Source organism: Burkholderia sp. MSMB1835 (assembly GCF_001526365.1).
Lineage (GTDB): Bacteria > Pseudomonadota > Gammaproteobacteria > Burkholderiales > Burkholderiaceae > Burkholderia.
Genome location: NZ_LOYP01000003.1, coordinates 113,334 through 131,908, shown reverse-complemented (window position 1 = coordinate 131,908; position 18,575 = coordinate 113,334). Strand labels below are relative to the sequence as shown.

General features: G+C 71.4%; 3 protein-coding genes and 1 pseudogene. 2 read left to right on the top strand and 2 right to left on the bottom strand.

Translation table 11 applies throughout. The features are described 5' to 3' along the window. Window positions 1–1,772, bottom strand: a pseudogene (locus WS96_RS34950) (beta strand repeat-containing protein); the annotation flags it as partial. A 298-nt stretch (window positions 1,773–2,070) separates the two neighbouring features. Next, window positions 2,071–14,787, bottom strand: a complete 12,717-nt coding sequence (locus WS96_RS01745) for an autotransporter-associated beta strand repeat-containing protein (RefSeq protein WP_059830180.1) — start codon at window positions 14,785–14,787, stop codon at window positions 2,071–2,073. Window positions 14,788–15,520: 733 nt separating this feature from the next. Here WS96_RS01745 and WS96_RS01740 point away from each other — a divergent pair. Both WS96_RS01740 and WS96_RS01735 read left to right on the top strand, forming a co-directional pair. Then, entirely contained in the window at window positions 15,521–15,979 is a 459-nt protein-coding gene (locus WS96_RS01740) for a (2Fe-2S)-binding protein (protein WP_034209056.1), read from the top strand. A gap of 21 nt (window positions 15,980–16,000) precedes the next feature. Next, the gene (locus WS96_RS01735) at window positions 16,001–18,493 is read left to right on the top strand and encodes a xanthine dehydrogenase family protein molybdopterin-binding subunit (protein WP_059830179.1); all 2,493 of its coding nucleotides are present in this window, start codon (window positions 16,001–16,003) and stop codon (window positions 18,491–18,493) included. Window positions 18,494–18,575 lie beyond the last annotated feature (82 nt).

The window sequence follows — 18,575 nt, the reverse complement described above, 5'->3', positions numbered from 1 at the left end:
GTCACCGTACCGACCGCGCCGCTTGCTGCGTTGCCCACTGTCCCGACAACGCCACCGAGTCCACCAGTCCCGCCGCCAACACCGCCCAGCGCGCCAGTCAACGTCCCGACTGCACCCGTGGCCGTGTTCGCTACCGTGCCGACAACGCCGCCGAGACCACCAGTTCCGCCGCCACCGATGCCGCCCAGTGCACCGGTTACCGTACCGACCACACCACCAAGCCCACCAGTCGGATCGCCGACACCGCCCAAGGCGCCCGTCACCGTACCGACCGCGCCGCTTGCCGCGTTGCCCACCGTTCCAACAACGCCACCGAGACCACCGGTCCCGCCGCCAACACCGCCCAACGCGCCAGTCAGCGTTCCGACTGCGCCGCTTGCCGCGTTACCCACCGTTCCGACAACGCCACCGAGTCCACCCGTCCCGCCACCGCCGATGCCACCCAATGCACCGGTTACCGTGCCAACCACGCCACCAAGCCCGCCGGTCGGATCGCCGACACCACCCAAGGCACCCGTCACCGTACCGACCGCGCCGCTTGCTGCGTTGCCCACTGTCCCGACAACGCCACCGAGTCCACCAGTCCCGCCGCCGAGGCCACCCAGCGCGCCGGTTACCGTGCCAACCACGCCACCAAGCCCACCGGTCGGATCACCCACTCCACCCAAAGCGCCCGTCACCGTACCGACTGCGCCGCTTGCTGCGTTGCCCACTGTCCCGACGACGCCACCGAGACCACCAGTCCCGCCGCCGAGGCCACCCAGTGCACCGGTTACCGTGCCAACCACACCACCAAGCCCGCCGGTCGGATCGCCGACACCGCCCAAGGCGCCCGTCACCGTACCGACTGCGCCGCTTGCTGCGTTGCCCACTGTCCCGACAACACCACCGAGACCGCCAGTCCCGCCACCACCGATGCCACCCAGTGCGCCGGTTACCGTACCGACCACACCACCAAGCCCACCGGTCGGATCACCCACTCCACCCACAGCGCCCGTCACCGTACCGACTGCGCCGCTTGCCGCGTTGCCCACAGTTCCAACAACGCCGCCCAGACCACCGGTCCCGCCGCCAATACCACCCAACGCGCCAGTCAGCGTCCCGACTGCACCCGTGGCCGTATTCGCTACCGTGCCAACAACACCACCGAGACCACCCGTCCCGCCACCGCCGACACCACCCAGTGCACCGGTTACCGTACCGACCACACCACCAAGACCGCCAGCCGGATCGCCGACACCACCCAAAGCACCCGTCACCGTACCGACCGCGCCGCTTGCTGCATTGCCCACTGTCCCGACAACGCCGCCGAGACCACCAGTCCCGCCACCGCCGATGCCACCCAGTGCGCCGGTTACCGTGCCGACCACACCACCGAGACCACCTGCCCCACCGCCGCCACCACCACCGCCGCCACCACCGACACCCCCCAACGCCCCCGTCACCGTACCGGCCACACCTGCGACCGGCTCGAGCAATCCGCTACCGATATCGATGGTCGCGCTTCCCGTCCCCGTCCCGGCCAGCCCGATCGAGATACCGCCCGCATTCGGGCTGCCGACCGTCACCACCCCGTTCCCCCATCCCGTCACGGTGCCGACGAGTTCCCCGGGCGCGGGGGACCCGCCTGCGACGATGAGGCCGTCGGATTTGCTGACACTTCCCACCGGGGAAGCCAGTACCCCCGCCTGGGACGCCGAGGCGGCCAGGCTGAACAAAGCCGCGACCGACAAGGCGATGCCTGTCAATTTCACGTTCGTTTTCGTTTTCATGAATAACCTCATTTCGGTTGGACAACCGCGGAACGGCTCGAGCGATGACGCGTGGACCCTGCCGCTGCGAAGGCGGCGCGAATCGTTCGCGAATTGCCCGATACGGCAAAGCGTTGAAACAGGTTTAAACAGGCCGATGCAACGGGACACCAGACATCAAGCGACGCACTTCATGAAAATTGATTCGCATCACGAAACATATGCAATGCGAACCTGACAACCGAACATCATCGAACCATCGATCGACGATTGACCGCTCACGACGATACCTTCCGTCGCGAGCGGCCCCCGCCTCCCTTTAGAACTTCCACAGCAGATTGCCGTACAGCGCGTGGTCGCTGATGCTGCCGCCGATCTGGCCGCTGTAGGACAACCCGAGCGACAGGTTCTTCGTGACGGCCGCGTCGACACCGACCTCGAGCACCGCGGCGTCACGCGCGACCGGCACACCGACCACGCTGAACGGCGAACCGCCGCTCGCGAACGACAGCCTCGACGCCGGCTGCGTATTGCCGAACGCGTGCCGCCAGCCGACCGTGCCGAACGCCGTGACCTTGCCCTTCGTCGTGACCGCGACGTCGGTCGAGGCCCGCACGCCGAGGGTCGAGAAGCCGAGGCCCGTCGTGTCGGAATCGCCCTGCAGGGCAGCCGCGCCGCCGTTCTCCTTGAAGCCGTCGGTGTGCAGGCTCGCGTACCCGAGCCCGACGAACGGCTCGAGCGCGACGTTGCGAATGGCCGTCGAGTAGCCGATCTCCGTGAACACCTGCGTCGCGTTCGCGTCGTAGCTCGCGGTGTCGTGATCGGAGAAGCTGCCGAACGACGGATTGCGCTCGCTATGCACGCGGTACCACGACTGCGACACGCCACCGCGCACGTTCCACGCGTCGTATCGGCCGCTGGCGTACAGCGCGATCGTCTCGCCGTTGACCTTCGCCGACTCGTTCTGGTCGGTATTGAGCTGGCTGCGCGACGCGCCGCCCGCGATACCGACGCGCCAGTGGCTGCTGACTTCCGCGTCCGTACCGACGACGAAGCCGTACAGGTTGCGATCGATCGAAGCGACGCCGTCGCCGTCGAACCGGCTATGCGAACCGTACAGCCGGCCCCACACCGCGGGCTTGAACGACTTGGCCGGCGTGCAGCCGTTCTCCGCGGCCATGCGCCGGTCGAGCGCCGCCGAGTGATCGTCCGCCGACACCGGCGCCTCGCAACCGCAGAGCGCCCCGCCCGGCTGCGAACCGAGCCGTGCACGATCGAGCACCGCGTCGCGCACGTAGCGGCTATCCGACAACAGCACGCTGCGCGTACTCGGATACAGGTCGCCGGCCAGTTGCGTGAACGCGCGGTTCGCGGTCGGCGCATCCGTCGTCAGCACCGTGTCGAACAGCGGGTTGCCCGCGCCGAGCGTGCCGACCGCGCCCGCCACCGCTTGCCCGTCGGGCGTCGTCGCGACCGACGAGAACGGCGTGCCGTTCGGCGCCAGCGACATCAGCACCTGCGCCGGGTTGTACGTGAGCGTCGGCGTGAGGAACGCATACGTCGAGTTCACCGCGCTGAACTGCCCTTGCACGCCCGCGCCGGCATTCACGATCGTGTAGAGCTTGCCCGGCTGGTATTGCCCGGTCGCCGCGACGACCTGTACCGACCCGCCGTTGAGCGTGGCGGAGCCGGTCACGTCGAGGGCGCCGCTCTGTTGCGGCGTGGCGCCGACCTGCAGCGTCGAACCCGGCTGGAAGGTCGCGTTGCCCGCGACCTTCAGCGGCTGCCCGAGCTGGAGGACCGATGCGGTACCGCCGCCCGACACGACCAGGCCGCCGATCGTGCCCGTCCCGGTGACGGTCGCACCGTTGCCGACGGTCACCGGCGAGTTGGCCAGCGAACCGGTGACCGCGAGCGTGCCGCCCGTCACGGTGGTCGGCCCGGACAGCGTGCTGGTCCCGCTCAGCACCTGTGCGCCCGTGCCGGCCAGCGTCAGCGGGCCGGTACCCGACAGCGTGCCCGCGAACGAGCTGGTGCCGGCGGTATTGACGGTCAGCGGCGTCGCGCCGAGGTTCACGTTCGAACCCGTCGTGCCCGACAGCGTGCCGATCGATTGCGGTGCGGCCGAACCCGTGAGGTCCAGCGTCGCGCCGCTGCCGGCGAGCGTCACCGGGCTCGTCGGCGCAAGGCTGCCTGCGCCGGCAAGCGCGAGCATGCTGCCGCTGCCGATCGTCGTGCCGCCGGTGTACGTGTTGGCGCCGGTCAGCGTCTGCGTGCCGCCGCCCTGCACCGCGAAGCCGCCGGTACCCGCGATCGTGCCGCCGAACGAACCGCCCGTCGGGCCGGCCACGGTCAGCGTGTTGCCGCCGAGATTCACGGTCGAACCCGCCGCGCCCGACAGCGCGCTGGCCGTCTGCGGCGTCGTCGTGCCGCTGACGTCGAGCGTCGCGCCGTTGCCGGCCAGCGTCAGCGCGCTGCCGGCCGACAGGCTGCCGTTGCCGCCGACCGCCAGCGTGCTGCCGTTGCCGATCGCCGTGCCGCCCGTGTACGTGTTCGCGCCGCTGAGGGTCGTCGTCGACGGGCCGCTCACCGCCAGGTTGCCGCCGCCCGAGATCGGGCCGCTCAGGCCGAGGTTGTTGGCGCCGCCCACCGTCAGCGTCGAACCCGTGCCGAGGTTCACGGCGTTGCCGAGCGTCGTGCCGGGCACGCTGGTCCCGAGCGTGCCGCCGTTGCCGCCGACACTCAGCGTGCCGCTGCCGAGTGCGGTCGGCGTGCCGGCGACGAGCGTGCCGCCGCCCGTGACGCTGGTGCCGCCGGTGTACGTGTTGGCGCCGGAAAGCGTCGTCGTCGCGGGGCCGCTGAGCGCGAGCGTGCCGCTGCCCGAGATCGGGCCGCTCAGACCGAGGCTGTTCGCACCGCCCACCGTCAGCGTCGAGCCCGTACCGAGGTTCACCGCGTTGGTCAGCGTCGTACCCGGCGTGCCCGCGGCCAGCGTGCCGCCTGCGCCGCCGGTGTTCAGCGCGCCGGTGCCGAGCGCCGTGTTGTTGCCCGCGACCAGGGTGCCGCCGCCCGTCAGGTTCGTGCCGCCCGTGTACGTGTTGTTGCCGGTCAGCGTTTCGGTACCCGGGCCCGACAGCGTCAGGCTGCCGCCCGCGCCGGCGATCGTGCCGCCGTACGTGCTGCTGCCCGTGCCGCCGAGCGTCAGGTTGTTGCCGCCGAGGTTCACCGTCGAACCCGCGACGCCCGACAGCGCGTTCGTCGTTTGCGGCGTCGTCGCCGCGCTCACGTCGAACGTTGCGCCCGCACCGGCCAGGTTGACCGGGCTGCTGCCGGACAGGCTGCCGCCCGCGCCGATCGCCAGCGTGCCGCTGTTGATCGTCGTCGCGCCGGTGTACGTGTTCGCGCCGGTCAGCGTTTCGGTGCCCGTGCCCGACAGCGTCAACCCGCCCGTGCCGCCGACCGTGCCGCCGAACGTGCCGTTGCCCGACCCGCCGAGCGTCAGCGTGTTGCCGCCGAGGTTCACCGCCGAACCCGCTGCGCCGGACAGCGCGCCCGTGGTCTGCGGCGTCGTCGCGGCACTCAGGTCGAGCGTGGCCCCTGTACCCGACAGATCGACCGCGCTGCCCGCCGACAGGCTGCCGCCCGCACCGACTGCGAGCGTGCTGCCGCCGCCGATCGTCGTGTTGCCCGTGTACGTGCCGATGCCGCTGAGGGTCGTCGTCGACGGGCCGCTCACTGCGAGGTTGCCGCTGCCCGAGATCGCGCCGCCGAGGCCCAGGTTGTTCGCGCCGCCGACCGTCAGCGTCGAGCCCGAGCCCAGGTTGATCGCGTTGGTCAGCGTCGTGCCGGCCACGCTCGTGCCGAGCGTGCCGCCTGCGCCGCTGGTGTTCACCGTGCCCGTGCCGAGCGCCGAGCCGTTGCCGGCGAGCAGCGTGCCGCCGCCGCTCAACGTCGTGCCGCCCGTGTAGGTGTTGTTGCCGGTGAGCGTTTCGGTACCGGTGCCCGCGAGCGTCAGGCTGCCGCCCGTGCCGGCGATCGTGCCGCCGAACGTGCCGCTGCCCGACCCGCCGAGCGTCAGCGCGTTGCCGCCGAGGTTCACCGTCGAACCGGCGACGCCTGCCAATGCGCCCGTCGACTGCGGCGACGTGGCCGCGCTCAGATCGAGCGTGGCGCCGGCGCCGGCCAGATCGACCGCGCTGCCCGACGACAGGCTACCGCCCGCGCCGACCGCCAGCGTGCTGCCGTTGCCGATCGTCGTGTTGCCGGTGTACGAGCTCGCGCCGGTCAGCGTCGTCGTCGACGGGCCGCTCACCGCGAGGTTGCCGCTGCCCGAGATCGCGCCGCCGAGGCCCAGGTTGTTCGCGCCGCCGACCGTCAGCGTCGAGCCTGCCCCGAGGTTCACCGCGTTGCCGAGCGTCGTGCCGGCCACGCTCGTGCCGAGCGTGCCGCCCGCGCCGCTCGTGTTCAACGCACCCGTGCCGAGCGCCGAGCCGTTGCCCGCGATCAACGTGCCGCCGCCGGTCAGGCTCGTGCCGCCCGTGTACGTGTTCGTGCCGTTCAACGTTTCGGTGCCCGTGCCGCCCAGCGTCAGGCTGCCGCCTGCCCCGGCAATCGTGCCGTCATACGTGCCGCTGCCCGTGCCGCCGAGCGTCAGGTTGTTGCCGCCGAGATTCACCGTCGAACCGGCGACGCCCGACAGCGTACCCGTCGTCTGCGGCGTGGTCGCGCCGCTCAGGTCGAAGGTTGCGCCCGCACCCGTCAGGCTCACCGGCGTCGTCCCCGACAGGCTGCCGCCCGCGCCGATCGCCAGCGTGCCGCTGTTGATCGTCGTCGCGCCGGTGTACGTATTGCTGCCGGTCAGCGTTTCGGTGCCGGTGCCCGACATCGTCACGCCGCCCGTGCCGGCGATGTTGCCCGCGTAGGTGCCGCTGGCCGAGCCGCCGAGCGTCAGGTTGTTGTTGCCCAGGTTCACGGTCGAGCCCGCCACGCCCGAGATCGCGCCCGTCGATTGCGGCGACGACGCGCCGCTCAGGTCGAGCGTCGCGCCGGACGCCGTCAGGCTGACCGGGCTGCTTGACGAGAGGCTGCCGTTGCCGCTGATCGCGAGCGTGCCGCTGTTGATCGTCGTCGCGCCGGTGTACGTGTTGGTGCCCGTCAGCGTTTCGGTGCCGGTGCCCGACAGCGTCAACCCGCCCGTGCCGCCAATCACGCCCGCATAGGTGCCGCTACCCGAACCGCCGAGCGTCAGCGTATTGCCGCCCAGGTTGACGTTCGTGCCCGTGCCGCCGGACAGCGCGCCGCTCGTCTGCGGCGACGTGGCCGCGCTCAGGTCGAGCGTGGCGCCGGTGCCGGACAGGTCGATCGCGCTGCCCGACGACAGGCTGCCGCCCGCGCCGACCGCCAGCGTGCTGCCGCCGCCGATCGTCGTGCTGCCCGTGTAGGTGTTCGCGCCCGACAGCGTCGTCGTCGACGGACCATTCACTGCGAGGTTGCCGCTGCCCGAGATCGCGCCGCCGAGGCCGAGATCGTTCGTACCCCCGACCGTCAGCGTCGAACCCGCGCCGAGGTTCACCGCGTTGCCGAGCGTCGTGCCCGGCGTGCTCGCGGCCAGCGTGCCGCCTGCGCCGCTCGTGTTCAGCGCACCCGTGCCGAGCGCCGAGCCGCTGCCCGCGATCAACGTGCCGCCGCCGCTCAGGGTCGTGCCGCCCGTGTACGTGTTGTTGCCGGTCAGCGTTTCGGTACCCGTGCCCGACAGCGTCAGGCTGCCGCCCGCGCCGGCGATCGTGCCGCCGTACGTGCCGTTGCCCGTGCCGCCCAGCGTCAGGTTGTTGCCGCCCAGGTTCACCGTCGAACCGGCCACGCCCGACAGCGTGCCCGTCGTCTGCGGCGTGGTCGCGCCGCTGACGTCGAACGTTGCGCCCGCACCGGCCAGATTCACCGGGCTGCTCGACGACAGGCTGCCGCCCGCGCCGATCGCCAGCGTGCCGCTGTTGATCGTCGTCGCGCCCGTGTACGTGTTGTTGCCAGTCAGCGTTTCCGTGCCGGTGCCCGACAGCGTCAAGCCGCCCGTGCCGCCGACCGTACCGCCGAACGTGCCGTTGCCCGACCCGCCGAGTGTCAGCGTGTTGCCGCCAAGGTTCACCGCCGAACCCGCTGCGCCGGACAGCGCGCCCGTGGTCTGCGGCGACGTGGCCGCGCTCACGTCCAGCGTCGAGCCCGCACCGGTCAGATCGATCGCGCTGCCCGACGACAGGCTGCCGCCCGCCCCGACCGCCAGCGTGCTGCCGCCGCCGATCGTCGTGTTGCCGGTGTACGTGCCGGCGCCGGTCAGCGTCGTCGTCGACGGGCCGGTCACCGCCAGATTGCCGCTGCCCGAGATCGCACCGCCGAGGCCGAGATTGTTCGCACCGCCGACCGTCAGCGTCGAGCCCGAACCGAGATTGATCGCATTGGTCAGCGTCGTGCCTGCGACGGTCGTGCCGAGCGTGCCGCCCGCGCCGCTCGTGTTCAGCGCGCCCGTGCCGAGCGCCGAACCGCTGCCCGCGATCAGCGTGCCGCCGCCGGTCAGGTTCGTGCCGCCCGTGTACGTGTTGTTGCCGGTCAGCGTTTCGGTACCCGTGCCCGACAACGTGAGGCTGCCACCAGCCCCCGCGATCGTGCCGTCGTACGTGCCGCTGCCCGACCCGCCGAGCGTCAGGTTGTTGCCGCCGAGGTTCACCGTCGAACCGGCCACGCCCGACAGCGTGCCCGTCGTCTGCGGCGTGGTCGCGCCGCTGACGTCGAAGGTCGCGCCCGCGCCGGCGAGATTCACCGGGCTGCTCGCCGACAGGCTGCCGCCCGCGCCGATCGCCAGCGTGCCGCTGTTGATCGTCGTCGCGCCCGTGTACGTGTTGGTGCCCGTCAGCGTTTCCGTCCCCGTGCCGGCCATCGTCAGCCCGCCGGTGCCGCCGATCGTCCCCGCATAGCTGCCGTTGCCGGTACCGGCCAGCGTCAGCGTGTTGCCGCCGAGGTTCACGTTCGTACCCGCGACGCCGGACAGCATGCCGCTCGTCTGCGGCGTGGTTGCCGCGCTGATGTCGAGCGTCGCGCCCGTACCGGCGAGATCGAGCGCGCTGCCCGACGACAGGCTGCCGCCCGCGCCGACCGCCAGCGTGCTGCCGCCGCCGATCGTCGTGTTGCCGGTATAGGTGTTCACGCCCGTGAGCGTGGTCGTCGACGGGCCGCTGACCGACAGGCCGCCGCTGCCCGAGATCCCGCCGCCCAGCCCGAGATCGTTCGCACCGCCAACCGTCAGCGTCGATCCTGCGCCGAGATTGACCGCATTGCCGAGCGTCGTGCCGCCGACGCTCGTGCCGAGCGAGCCGCCCGCGCCCGTCACGTTGAGCGCGCCGGAACCCAGTGCGCTGCCGTTGCCGGCAATGAGCCCGCCGCCGGCGAGCGTGGTGCCGCCCGTGTACGTGTTCGTGCCGGTGAGCGTCGTGGTGCCCGCGCCGGTCTGCGCAAGGCCGCCGCTGCCGGAAATCGTGCCGCTCAGGCCGAGATCGTTCGCGCCGTTCAGGCCGAGCGTCGCGCCCGCGCCGAGCGTGACCGCGTTGCCGAGCGTCGTGCCGCTCACGCTCGCGTTCAGCGTGCCGTTGCCGGTCACGTTCAATGCGCCGGAACCGAGCGCCGTGTTGCTGCCCACGCTCAGTCCGCCGCTGCTCAACGTCGTCCCGCCGCTGTAGGTGTTCGCGCCGCCGAGCGTGGTCGTGCCCGAGCCGGACTGCACCACGCCGCCCGCGCCGGAAATCATGCCGTTCAGGCCGAAGTCGAACGCGCCGCCGAGATTCAGCGTCGAGCCGGCGCCCAGATCGACGGCGTTCGCCAGCAGCAGGTTGGCCGTGCTCGCGCTGAGCGTGCCGCCGCTGCCGGTGACGCCGAGTGTGCCCGTGCCGAGCGCCGTGTCGTTGCCGACCGACAGGCCGCCGGCGCTCAGCGTCGTGCCGCCCGTGAACGTGTTCGCGCCGGTGAGTGCGGTCGTTCCGCTGCCGGTTTGCGCGAGACTGCCGCCGCCGGCGATGATGCCGCCGAGGCCGAGATCGTTCGTGCCGCCGAGCGTCAGTGTCGAACCGGCGCCGAGGTTCACCGCGTTGCCGAGCGTCGTGCCGGCGACGCTCGCGGCCAGCGTGCCGCCTGCGCCGCTCGTGTTCAGTGCGCCAGTGCCGAGCGCCGAGCCGTTGCCGGCGAGCAGCGTGCCGCCGCCGGTCAGGTTCGTGCCGCCCGTGTATGTGTTCGTGCCGTTCAGCGTTTCGGTGCCCGTGCCCGACAGCGTCAGGCTCCCGCCCGCTCCCGCGAGCGTCCCGCCGAACGTGCCGCTGCCCGACCCGCCGAGCGTCAGGCCGTTGCCGCCGAGGTTCACCGTCGAACCGGCCACGCCCGACAGCGTGCCGATCGCCTGCGGCAGTGCTGCCCCGCTCAGGTCGAACGTCGCGCCGGCGCCGCCCAGATTCACGGCGCCGCCCGCGGCCAGGCTGCCGCCCGCGCCGATCGCCAGCGTGCCGCTGTTGATCGTCGTGCCGCCCGTGTACGTGTTCGCGCCGGTCAGCGTCTCGGTCCCGGTGCCGGACAGCGTCAGCCCGCCCGCCCCGCCGATCGTGCCGCCGAAGGTGTTGTTGCCGGCTCCGCCGAGCGTCAGCGTGTTGCCGCCGAGGTTCACCGTCGCGCCCGCGACGCCGGCCAACCCGCCCGTCGCCTGCGGCGACGTCGCCGCGCTCAGGTCGAGCGTCGCGCCCGCGCCTGCCAGATCGAACAAGCTGCCGCCGGACAGGCTGCCGCCCGCGCCCACCGCGAGCGTGCTGCCGTTGCCGATCGTCGTGTTGCCGGTGTAGCTGCCCGCCCCCGTGAGCGTCGTGATCGACGGGCCGTTCACCGCGAGGTTGCCGCCGCCCGAAATCGCGCCGCCCAGGCCCAGGTTGTTCGCGCCGCCGACCGTCAGCGTCGCGCCCGCGCCCAGGTTCACCGCATTGCCGAGTACCGTGCCGCCGACGCTCGTGCCGAGCGAGCCGCCCGCACCGCTGACATTCAGCGCGCCGCTGCCGAGTGCGCTACCGTTGCCCGCGATAAGGCCGCCGCCACTCAGCGTCGTACCGCCCGTGAACGTGTTCGCGCCGAGCAGCGTCGTCGTACCGCTGCCGGTTTGCGCAAGCCCGCCGTCGCCGGCAATCACGCCGCCGAGGCTCAGATCGGCCGCGCCGTTCAGGCCGAGCGTCGCGCCGGCGCCGAGGTTCACCGCGTTGCCGAGCAAGGTGCCGGCGACGTTCGCGGCAAGCGTGCCGCCCGCGCCGCCGACGTTCAGCGCACCGGTGCCGAGCGCCGCGCCGTTGCCCGCGATCAGTCCGCCGCCGGCGAGCGTCGTGCCGCCCGAGAACGTGTTCGCGCCGAGCAGCGTCGTCGTGCCGGTGCCGGTTTGCGCGAGGCTGCCGTTGCCGGCGATCGTGCCGCTCAGGCCCAGATCGTTCGCGCCGTTCAGCCCCAGCGTGACGCCGGCCCCGAGATTGACCGCGTTGCCGAGCGTCACGCCCGGCACGCTCGCGCCGAGCGACGCCGAGCCGTTGACGTCGAGCGCGCCGACGCCGAGCGCCGCGCCGCTGCCGACGAGCAGGCTGCCGCCCGTCAGCGCCGTGCCGCCCGCGTACGTGTTGTTGCCGGTCAGCGCCTGCGAGCCGGTGCCGGACAGCGTGAGCCCGCCCGCACCGCCGATGTTGCCGGCGAAGACGCCGCTACCGCTGCCTGCCAGCGTCAGGTTGTTCGAACCGAGATCGATCGTCGAACCCGCGACGCCCGACAGCGTGCCGATCGACTGCGGCGTGGTCGCACCGGCGATGTTGAACTGCGCGCCGGTGCCCGTCAGGTTGACGGGGCTCGACGCGGCGAGGCTGCCGCCCGCGCCGATCGCGAGCGTGCCGCTGCCGATCGTGGTGCCGCCGGTAAACGTCTCGGCCGCGGTGAGCGTCGTCGTGCCCGGGCCGCTCACGGTCAGGCCGCCCGCGCCGGAAATGATCCCGCCCAGCCCGAGATCGTTCGCACCGCCAACGGTCAGTGCCGCGCCCGCGCCGAGCTGGATCGCATTGCCGAGCACCGTGCCGCCGACGGTCGTGCCGAGCGAGCCGCCCGCGCCGGTCACGTTCAGCGCGCCCGTGCCCAGCGCGGCGCCGTTGCCGGCGAGGATTCCGCCACCGGCGAGCGTCGTGCCGCCCGAGAACGTGTTCGCGCCGGTCAACGTCGTGATGCCCGAACCGATTTGCGCGAGGCCGCCGGTACCGGCGATCACGCCGTTCAGGCCGAGATCGTTCGCGCCGGTCAACGCGAGCGTCGCGCCCGCGCCGAGGTTCACCGCATTGCCCAGCGTCGTGCCGCTCACGCTCGCGCCGAGCGCGCCGCCCGTGCCGGCGACGTTCAGCGCGCCGCTGCCCAGCGCCGTATTGCTGCCGGCGAGCAGCGTGCCGGCGCTCAGCGTCGTGCCGCCGCCGAAGGTGTTCGCGCCGGACAGCGTCGTCGTCCCCGTGCCGCTCAGCACGAGACCGCCGGTGCCGCCGATCGCGCCGCTCAGGCCGAGGTCGTTCGCGCCGTTCAGCGTCAGCGACGCGCCGTTCAGGTTGATGCCGTTCGCGAGCGCCGCGCCAGCCGCCAGATCGGCGCTCAGCGAACCGCCGAGACCGCTCACGTTCAACGCGCCGCCCACGCCGAGCGCCGAGTTGCCGCCGACGATCAGGCTGCCGCCGCCCGTCAGGCTCGCGCCGCCCGTGAACGTGTTCGCACCGGACAGCGTCGTGGCGCCGGTGCCGCCGAGCGCCAGGCCGCCCGCGCCCGAGATCGCGCCGCTCAGGCCGAGATCGGCCGCGCCGTTCAGGCCGAGCGTGGCACCCGCGCCCAGGTTGACCGCATTGCCGAGCACGGTGCCGCCGACGTTCGTCGCGAGCGTGCCGCCCGTGCCGGACACGTTCAGCGCACCCGTACCGAGCGCCGCGCCGTTGCCGGCGATCAGCCCGCCGCCGCTCAGCGCCGTGCCGCCCGAGAACGTGTTCGCGCCGAGCAGCGTCGTCGTGCCGGCGCCGGATTGCGCGAGGCTGCCGCTCCCGCCGATCGCACCGCCCAGGCTCAGGTCGGCCGCGCCGTTCAGGCCGAGCGTCGCGCCCGCGCCCAGGTTGACGGCATTGCCGAGCACGGTGCCGCCGACGTTCGTCGCGAGCGTGCCGCCCGTGCCAGATACGTTCAGCGCGCCCGTGCCCAATGCCGCGCCGTTGCCGGCGATCAACCCGCCGCCGCTCAGTGCGGTGCCGCCCGAAAACGTGTTCGCGCCGAGCAGCGTCGTCGTGCCGGTGCCGCTTTGCGCGAGGCCGCCGCTGCCGGCGATCGTGCCGCCGAGGCTCAGGCCGGCCGCGCCGTTCAGGCCCAGCGTCGCGCCTGCATCGAGATTCACCGTATTGCCGAGCAGCGTGCCGCCGACGTTCGTCGCCAGCGAGCCGCCCGTGCCGCTCACGTGCAGCGCCCCCGTCCCGAGTGCCGCGCCCGTGCCGGCGACGAGCCCGCCGCCGCTCAACGTCGTGCCGCCGGTAAACGTGTTCAGGCCGAGCAGCGTGGTCGTGCCCGAGCCGGTTTGCGCCAGCCCGCCGTTGCCGGCGATCACGCCGCCCAGCCCGAGATTGGCCGAGCCGTTCAGACCCAGGGTGACGCCGGTGTCGATGTTCACCGCGTTGCCGAGCACCGTGCCGCCGACGCTCGTACCGAGCGTGCCGCCCGTGCCCGTCACGTTCAGCGCGCCGCCGCCGAGCGCCGTCGCGGTGCCGACGAGGAGCCCGCCGCCGCCCGTCAGATTCGTTCCGCCCGTGAACGAATTGGCGCCGTTCAGCGCCAGCGTGCCGGTGCCGCTCACGTTCAGCGCACCGGCGCCGCCGATCGCACCCGACAACCCGAGCCCGGTCGCGCCGTCCACCGTCAGGCCGCCGGTCAGCGTCACGTTGTTGAGCAGGTTCACGCCGGCCGTGCCGGCCTCGAGCGTGCCGCCGCCGCCGACGATCGTGCCGGTGCCCAGCGCGCCGGCGCCGTGGACGATCGCGGTGCCGCCGGTCAGCGACGCGTTCGTCGCGGTCGATGCGCCGGTGATGTCCCACGTGCCGCCCTGCACGGCGAGGTTGTTGAAATTGCCGTACGTATCGACCGCGATGGCGCCGTTCGCCGCGCCGCCGGCGGCCGTGTTCAGCTGCAGGTTGAGCGTGTTGTTGCCGCCCAGCCCGGCGTCGACGCCGAGCCCGACCGACGACCCGGTCAGCGCGTTGAACGTGTTCGACGTGCCGAGGGCCGCGCCCAGCGACACGTTGCCCGTGACGGTGCCGGCGTTCGTGAACGTGTTCCCTGCGCCCGGCGTGCCGCTGGGCGCGAGCGCCACCGAACCGTTGATCGTGCCGCCGCTCGCGTTGGTGAAGTTGGTCTGCGCGCCGCCCGACGTGGTCACGACCTGCGCGGTCGGCCCCGCGCCGAAGCCGAGCAGGCCGGTCGTACCGATCGTGCCGGCGTTCGTGATGTTCGTCGTGCCGCCGATGCCGTTGTTGACCGTCAAAGCCGGCCCGTTGACCAGCGAGCTCGTCGACCCCATCATCACGCCCGTGCTGGTGTTCGTGACGTTGACGGTGCTCGCCGACGCGCTATTGCCGACCACCGTGCCGCTCGACACGACGCTCAGCCCGGACAACGCGGGGTCGATCCGGCCGTTGTTGGTCAGTGTGACGCCGCTGCCCGTCAGCGACAGCGCGGTGCCGCCGAACAACGGCACCACGGAAATGGTCGCGCCCGGCTGGACGGTCAGGTTCAGATTGTTCGTGCCGTTCGAATAGGACGTGCTGGCTCCGGTACAACTGACGGTCGTCGTTCCGGTGCAGGCAGCCAGGGCGTCGGCGGGGACGATCCCGGCGCCGACCAGCGCGACCAGCATGCCGGTCGGGACGAGGAATTTCGGACGTGCTTCCGCGCGCTTTTTGTTCGAGCCCATGCGCATACGCATAATCACACCTTCCCATAAGAGAATCGACGACACCGGGCATTCGCCGGCGCATTCAAAATGCCGGGGATAAATACCGGAATGCGTTATTCGACGTTTTTCGGAAAATACCGTCCCATCACCAATCCAAAGCGGCTGGCTGGATTAAAAACAAACAAGAACGAATCGACGAGAATTATTGAATCGGCATATTTTACTTTTAACCCCCTTCGTCACCCGGTAAATTTTCCACTAATCAATAACAGTTGTTTTAACGACACCGGAAACGTTGCCTCGACGAGCACAGCTCATCGCCTATCCGTCCATCCAGGCCAACAACGCATCCATGCCGAAACCCCGCCCGTACGGGGCCTCCCGCCCCACAATCAAACGCCGCCCGCTCCCGTCGGATAACCGCGCGCCTGTTGCCCCGCATACCGGTTCGTCAGTGCCTGCCGCCCGATCCGCCTGTCTCCCGGCGTGATCGCGAGTCAAATATAGGCCCGAGTCGCAAACGTTTTCCATCGGCCGGGTATTTTTTTGGCAAAACTCAATATTCTTTCATTCGCATTAAATCATTCGCGCCTCAGATGAAAATGATTCTCTTTAAATAAATCACGAAAATCATTAAGAAAGGCAAAAAAATCAAATTCCCCGGTGCAGGTTTTTTAGCGAATCTGCTTTAATTGGTTCAGATTCGCTGCATTGCCTTTCCGTCTCGCGGGCGATAACGAGGTATCCAACGGAGAACTTCACGATGGTGACGTTGAACATCAACAACCGGCCGGCCGAGATCGACGCCGATCCGTCGACACCGGTGCTCTGGGTGCTGCGCGACAACCTCGGGCTGACCGGCACCAAGTTCGGATGCGGCACCGGCGACTGCGGCGCCTGCACCGTTCACGTCGACGGCCGCCCGGCCCGAAGCTGCACGCTCGCGCTGTCGGCGGTCGGCAGCGCGCGCATCACGACGTCCGAACATCTCGCCGACGATGCGGTCGGCAAGGCCGTCCTCGACGCATGGATCCGGCACGACGTCGCGCAGTGCGGCTACTGCCAGAGCGGCCAGATGATGAGTGCGGCCGGCCTGCTGCGCGGCAACAAGGCGCCGACCGATGCCGACATCGATCGCGCGATGGCCGGCAACCTGTGCCGTTGCGCGACCTACCAGCGCATCCGCGCCGCGATTCACGATGCGGCTCACGCGCTTGCCTGAGCCTGCCCGGAGACTGTGACCATGCGTATCCGCACTTTCGGGCGCCCGGCAAGCGCCGACACCGCCCATCGCGACGCGCCGCCCGCCACCGGAGCCGATGCTCCGATGCTCGGTCGGCGCGGCTTCCTGAAGCTGACGATGGCGGCGAGCGGCTGCCTCGCGCTCGGCATCGCGCCGACGCGCGCCGCGGCGCAAGCGGGCAAGACCTCGCCGGCTTCGCCACCGCAAGCATTCCTGATCATTGCGCCCGACAACACCGTGACCGTCGCCGTCAACCGCACGGAATCCGGCCAGGGCGTCAGCACCGCGCTGCCGATGGCGCTGGCCGACGAGCTCGACGCCGACTGGCGCAACGTGCGCACCGTGCTCGCGCCGGCCGGCGAGCCGTACAAGGATCCGGTGACGGGCATCCAGATGACGGCCGGCTCGACGTCGGTCAATCACTCGTTCGCGCAATACCGCGAACTCGGCGCGACCGCCCGCGCGATGCTCGTCGCCGCGGCCGCGCAGCGCTGGAACGTCGATCCCGCCACGTGCCGGACCGCGAATGGCGTCGTGACGTCCGGCAGCTACCGCGCGACCTACGGCGAGCTCGCGCCGGCCGCGATGGCGATGCCGGTCCCGCAGCGGGTGCCGTTGAAGTCGCCGGATCAGTTCCGCCTCATCGGCAAGCCGACACCGCGCGTCGACGCGCGCGCGATGCTCGACGGCACGCTCAAGTACGGGATGGACTGGCGCCTGCCGGACACGATGGTGGCCGTGGTCGCGCGCCCGCCGCGCTTCGGCGGCAAGGTCGCGAGCTACGACGCGGCGGCGGCCCGGGCCGTCAAGGGCGTGGTCGAGGTCGTCGAGATCCCGACCGATCGCGGCGGCACCGGCGTGGCCGTGATCGCGAACGGCTACTGGCCGGCCAAGCTCGGCCGCGATGCGCTGAAGGTTACGTGGAAGGACGCCGGCTCGACCGTCACGTCCGCCGACCAGATGCAGGCGTACAAGCAGCTCGCCGGCACGGCGGGGACCGTGGTGCGCACGGCCGACGCCGGCAGCGCGCCGCCGGCGGCGACGCGGATCCAGAAGGACTACGAATTTCCGTATCTGGCGCACGCGGCGATGGAACCGCTCAGTTGCACGGTCGACGTCGGGCCGGCGAGCTGCGCGTGCGGGATCAAGATCTGGGGCGGCTCGTCGCTGCAGACCGCCGACCGCGCGGCCGTCGCGAAGGCGCTCGGCGTCGCGCCGGAGAAAGTCCAGATCTTTACGCTGACGACGGGCGGCGACTACGGCCGGCGCTCGACGCCCACGTCGGACTACGTGGTCGAGGCCGCGCGCGTGTCGTCCGCGTATCTCGCGGCCGGCCATCTCGGCCCGGTCAAGACGATCTGGACGCGCGAGGACGATCTGCGCGGCGGCTATTACCGCCCGATGGTGCTGCATCGCGTCGACATCGGCGTCGACGGCAGCGGCGCCGTGCGCGACTGGCAGCACGTCGTCGTCGGCCAGTCGGTGCTGAAGGGCTCGCCGCTCGAGCGCACGGCGATGCTCAGGCGCGGCACCGATCCCAGCCTGACCGACGGCGTCGCGAACAGCCCGTACGGCTTCCCGATGCAGGTATCGGTCCATCAGACCGACGTCGACGTGCCGGTCCAGTCGTGGCGCTCGGGCGGCCATACGCATACGGCGTTCGTGATGGAAACGCTGGTCGACGAGCTCGCGCACGCGGCGCGCCAGGACCCGGTCGCGTACCGGATGGCGCGGCTGACCGGCCCCGAGCACGCGCCGCATCGCCAGGCGCTCGCGCTGGCCGTCGACAAGTCCGGCTACGGCACGCGCACGCTGCCGGCCGGGCACGCGTGGGGCGTCGCGATGCACGAAACGGCCGGCTCGGTCGTCGCGTACGTGACGGAGGTGTCGATCGAGGCGCAGCAGCCGCGCGTGCATCGCGTGACGGCAGGCGTGTATGCGGGCCGCATCGTCAACCCGACCGGTGCGGAAGCGCAGATCCAGGGCGGCGCGCTGTTCGGTCTCGCGACGACGAAGCCGGGCTTCGCGATCGACGTCGACCATGGCGCGGTGCGCAACGCCGGTTTCGCCGACTATCCGCCCGTGCGCATGCAGGAAGCGCCGCCGGTGGACGTCTTCTTCGTGCCGTCGGACGCCCAGCCGACCGGGTTGAGCGACGCCGGCGTGCCGCCGATCGCGCCGGCGGTGGCCAACGGTGCGTTCGTGCTGACCGGCGAACGGATGCGTGCGTTGCCGTTCGCGCCGATGCTGGTCGCATCGGCCGCGCCCGCGATGCCGGCGGCGCCCGCAGCGGCGGCCGACGAGGATCCGTACGGCGACCTGCCGGCCGGCGGTTGCCGGATTCCGCACAAGGTCAAGCGGGCCGCGTTGAAGCCCAGGAGCGACCAAAGTCACGCAGGCGTCGGCCAGGCACCCGCCGTGCCGAAATTCCTGCGGCCGAAACGGCGCGCCGGGATTCCGTGCATCGAGGATCTGAAGAAAGGCACGGTGTGACGTAGACGATCCGGCGCGCGATCGATACCGGCAGTCGTTTTCGGTGATGCGCCGCGCGCCGGCCGTCCCGATACGGGGCGCC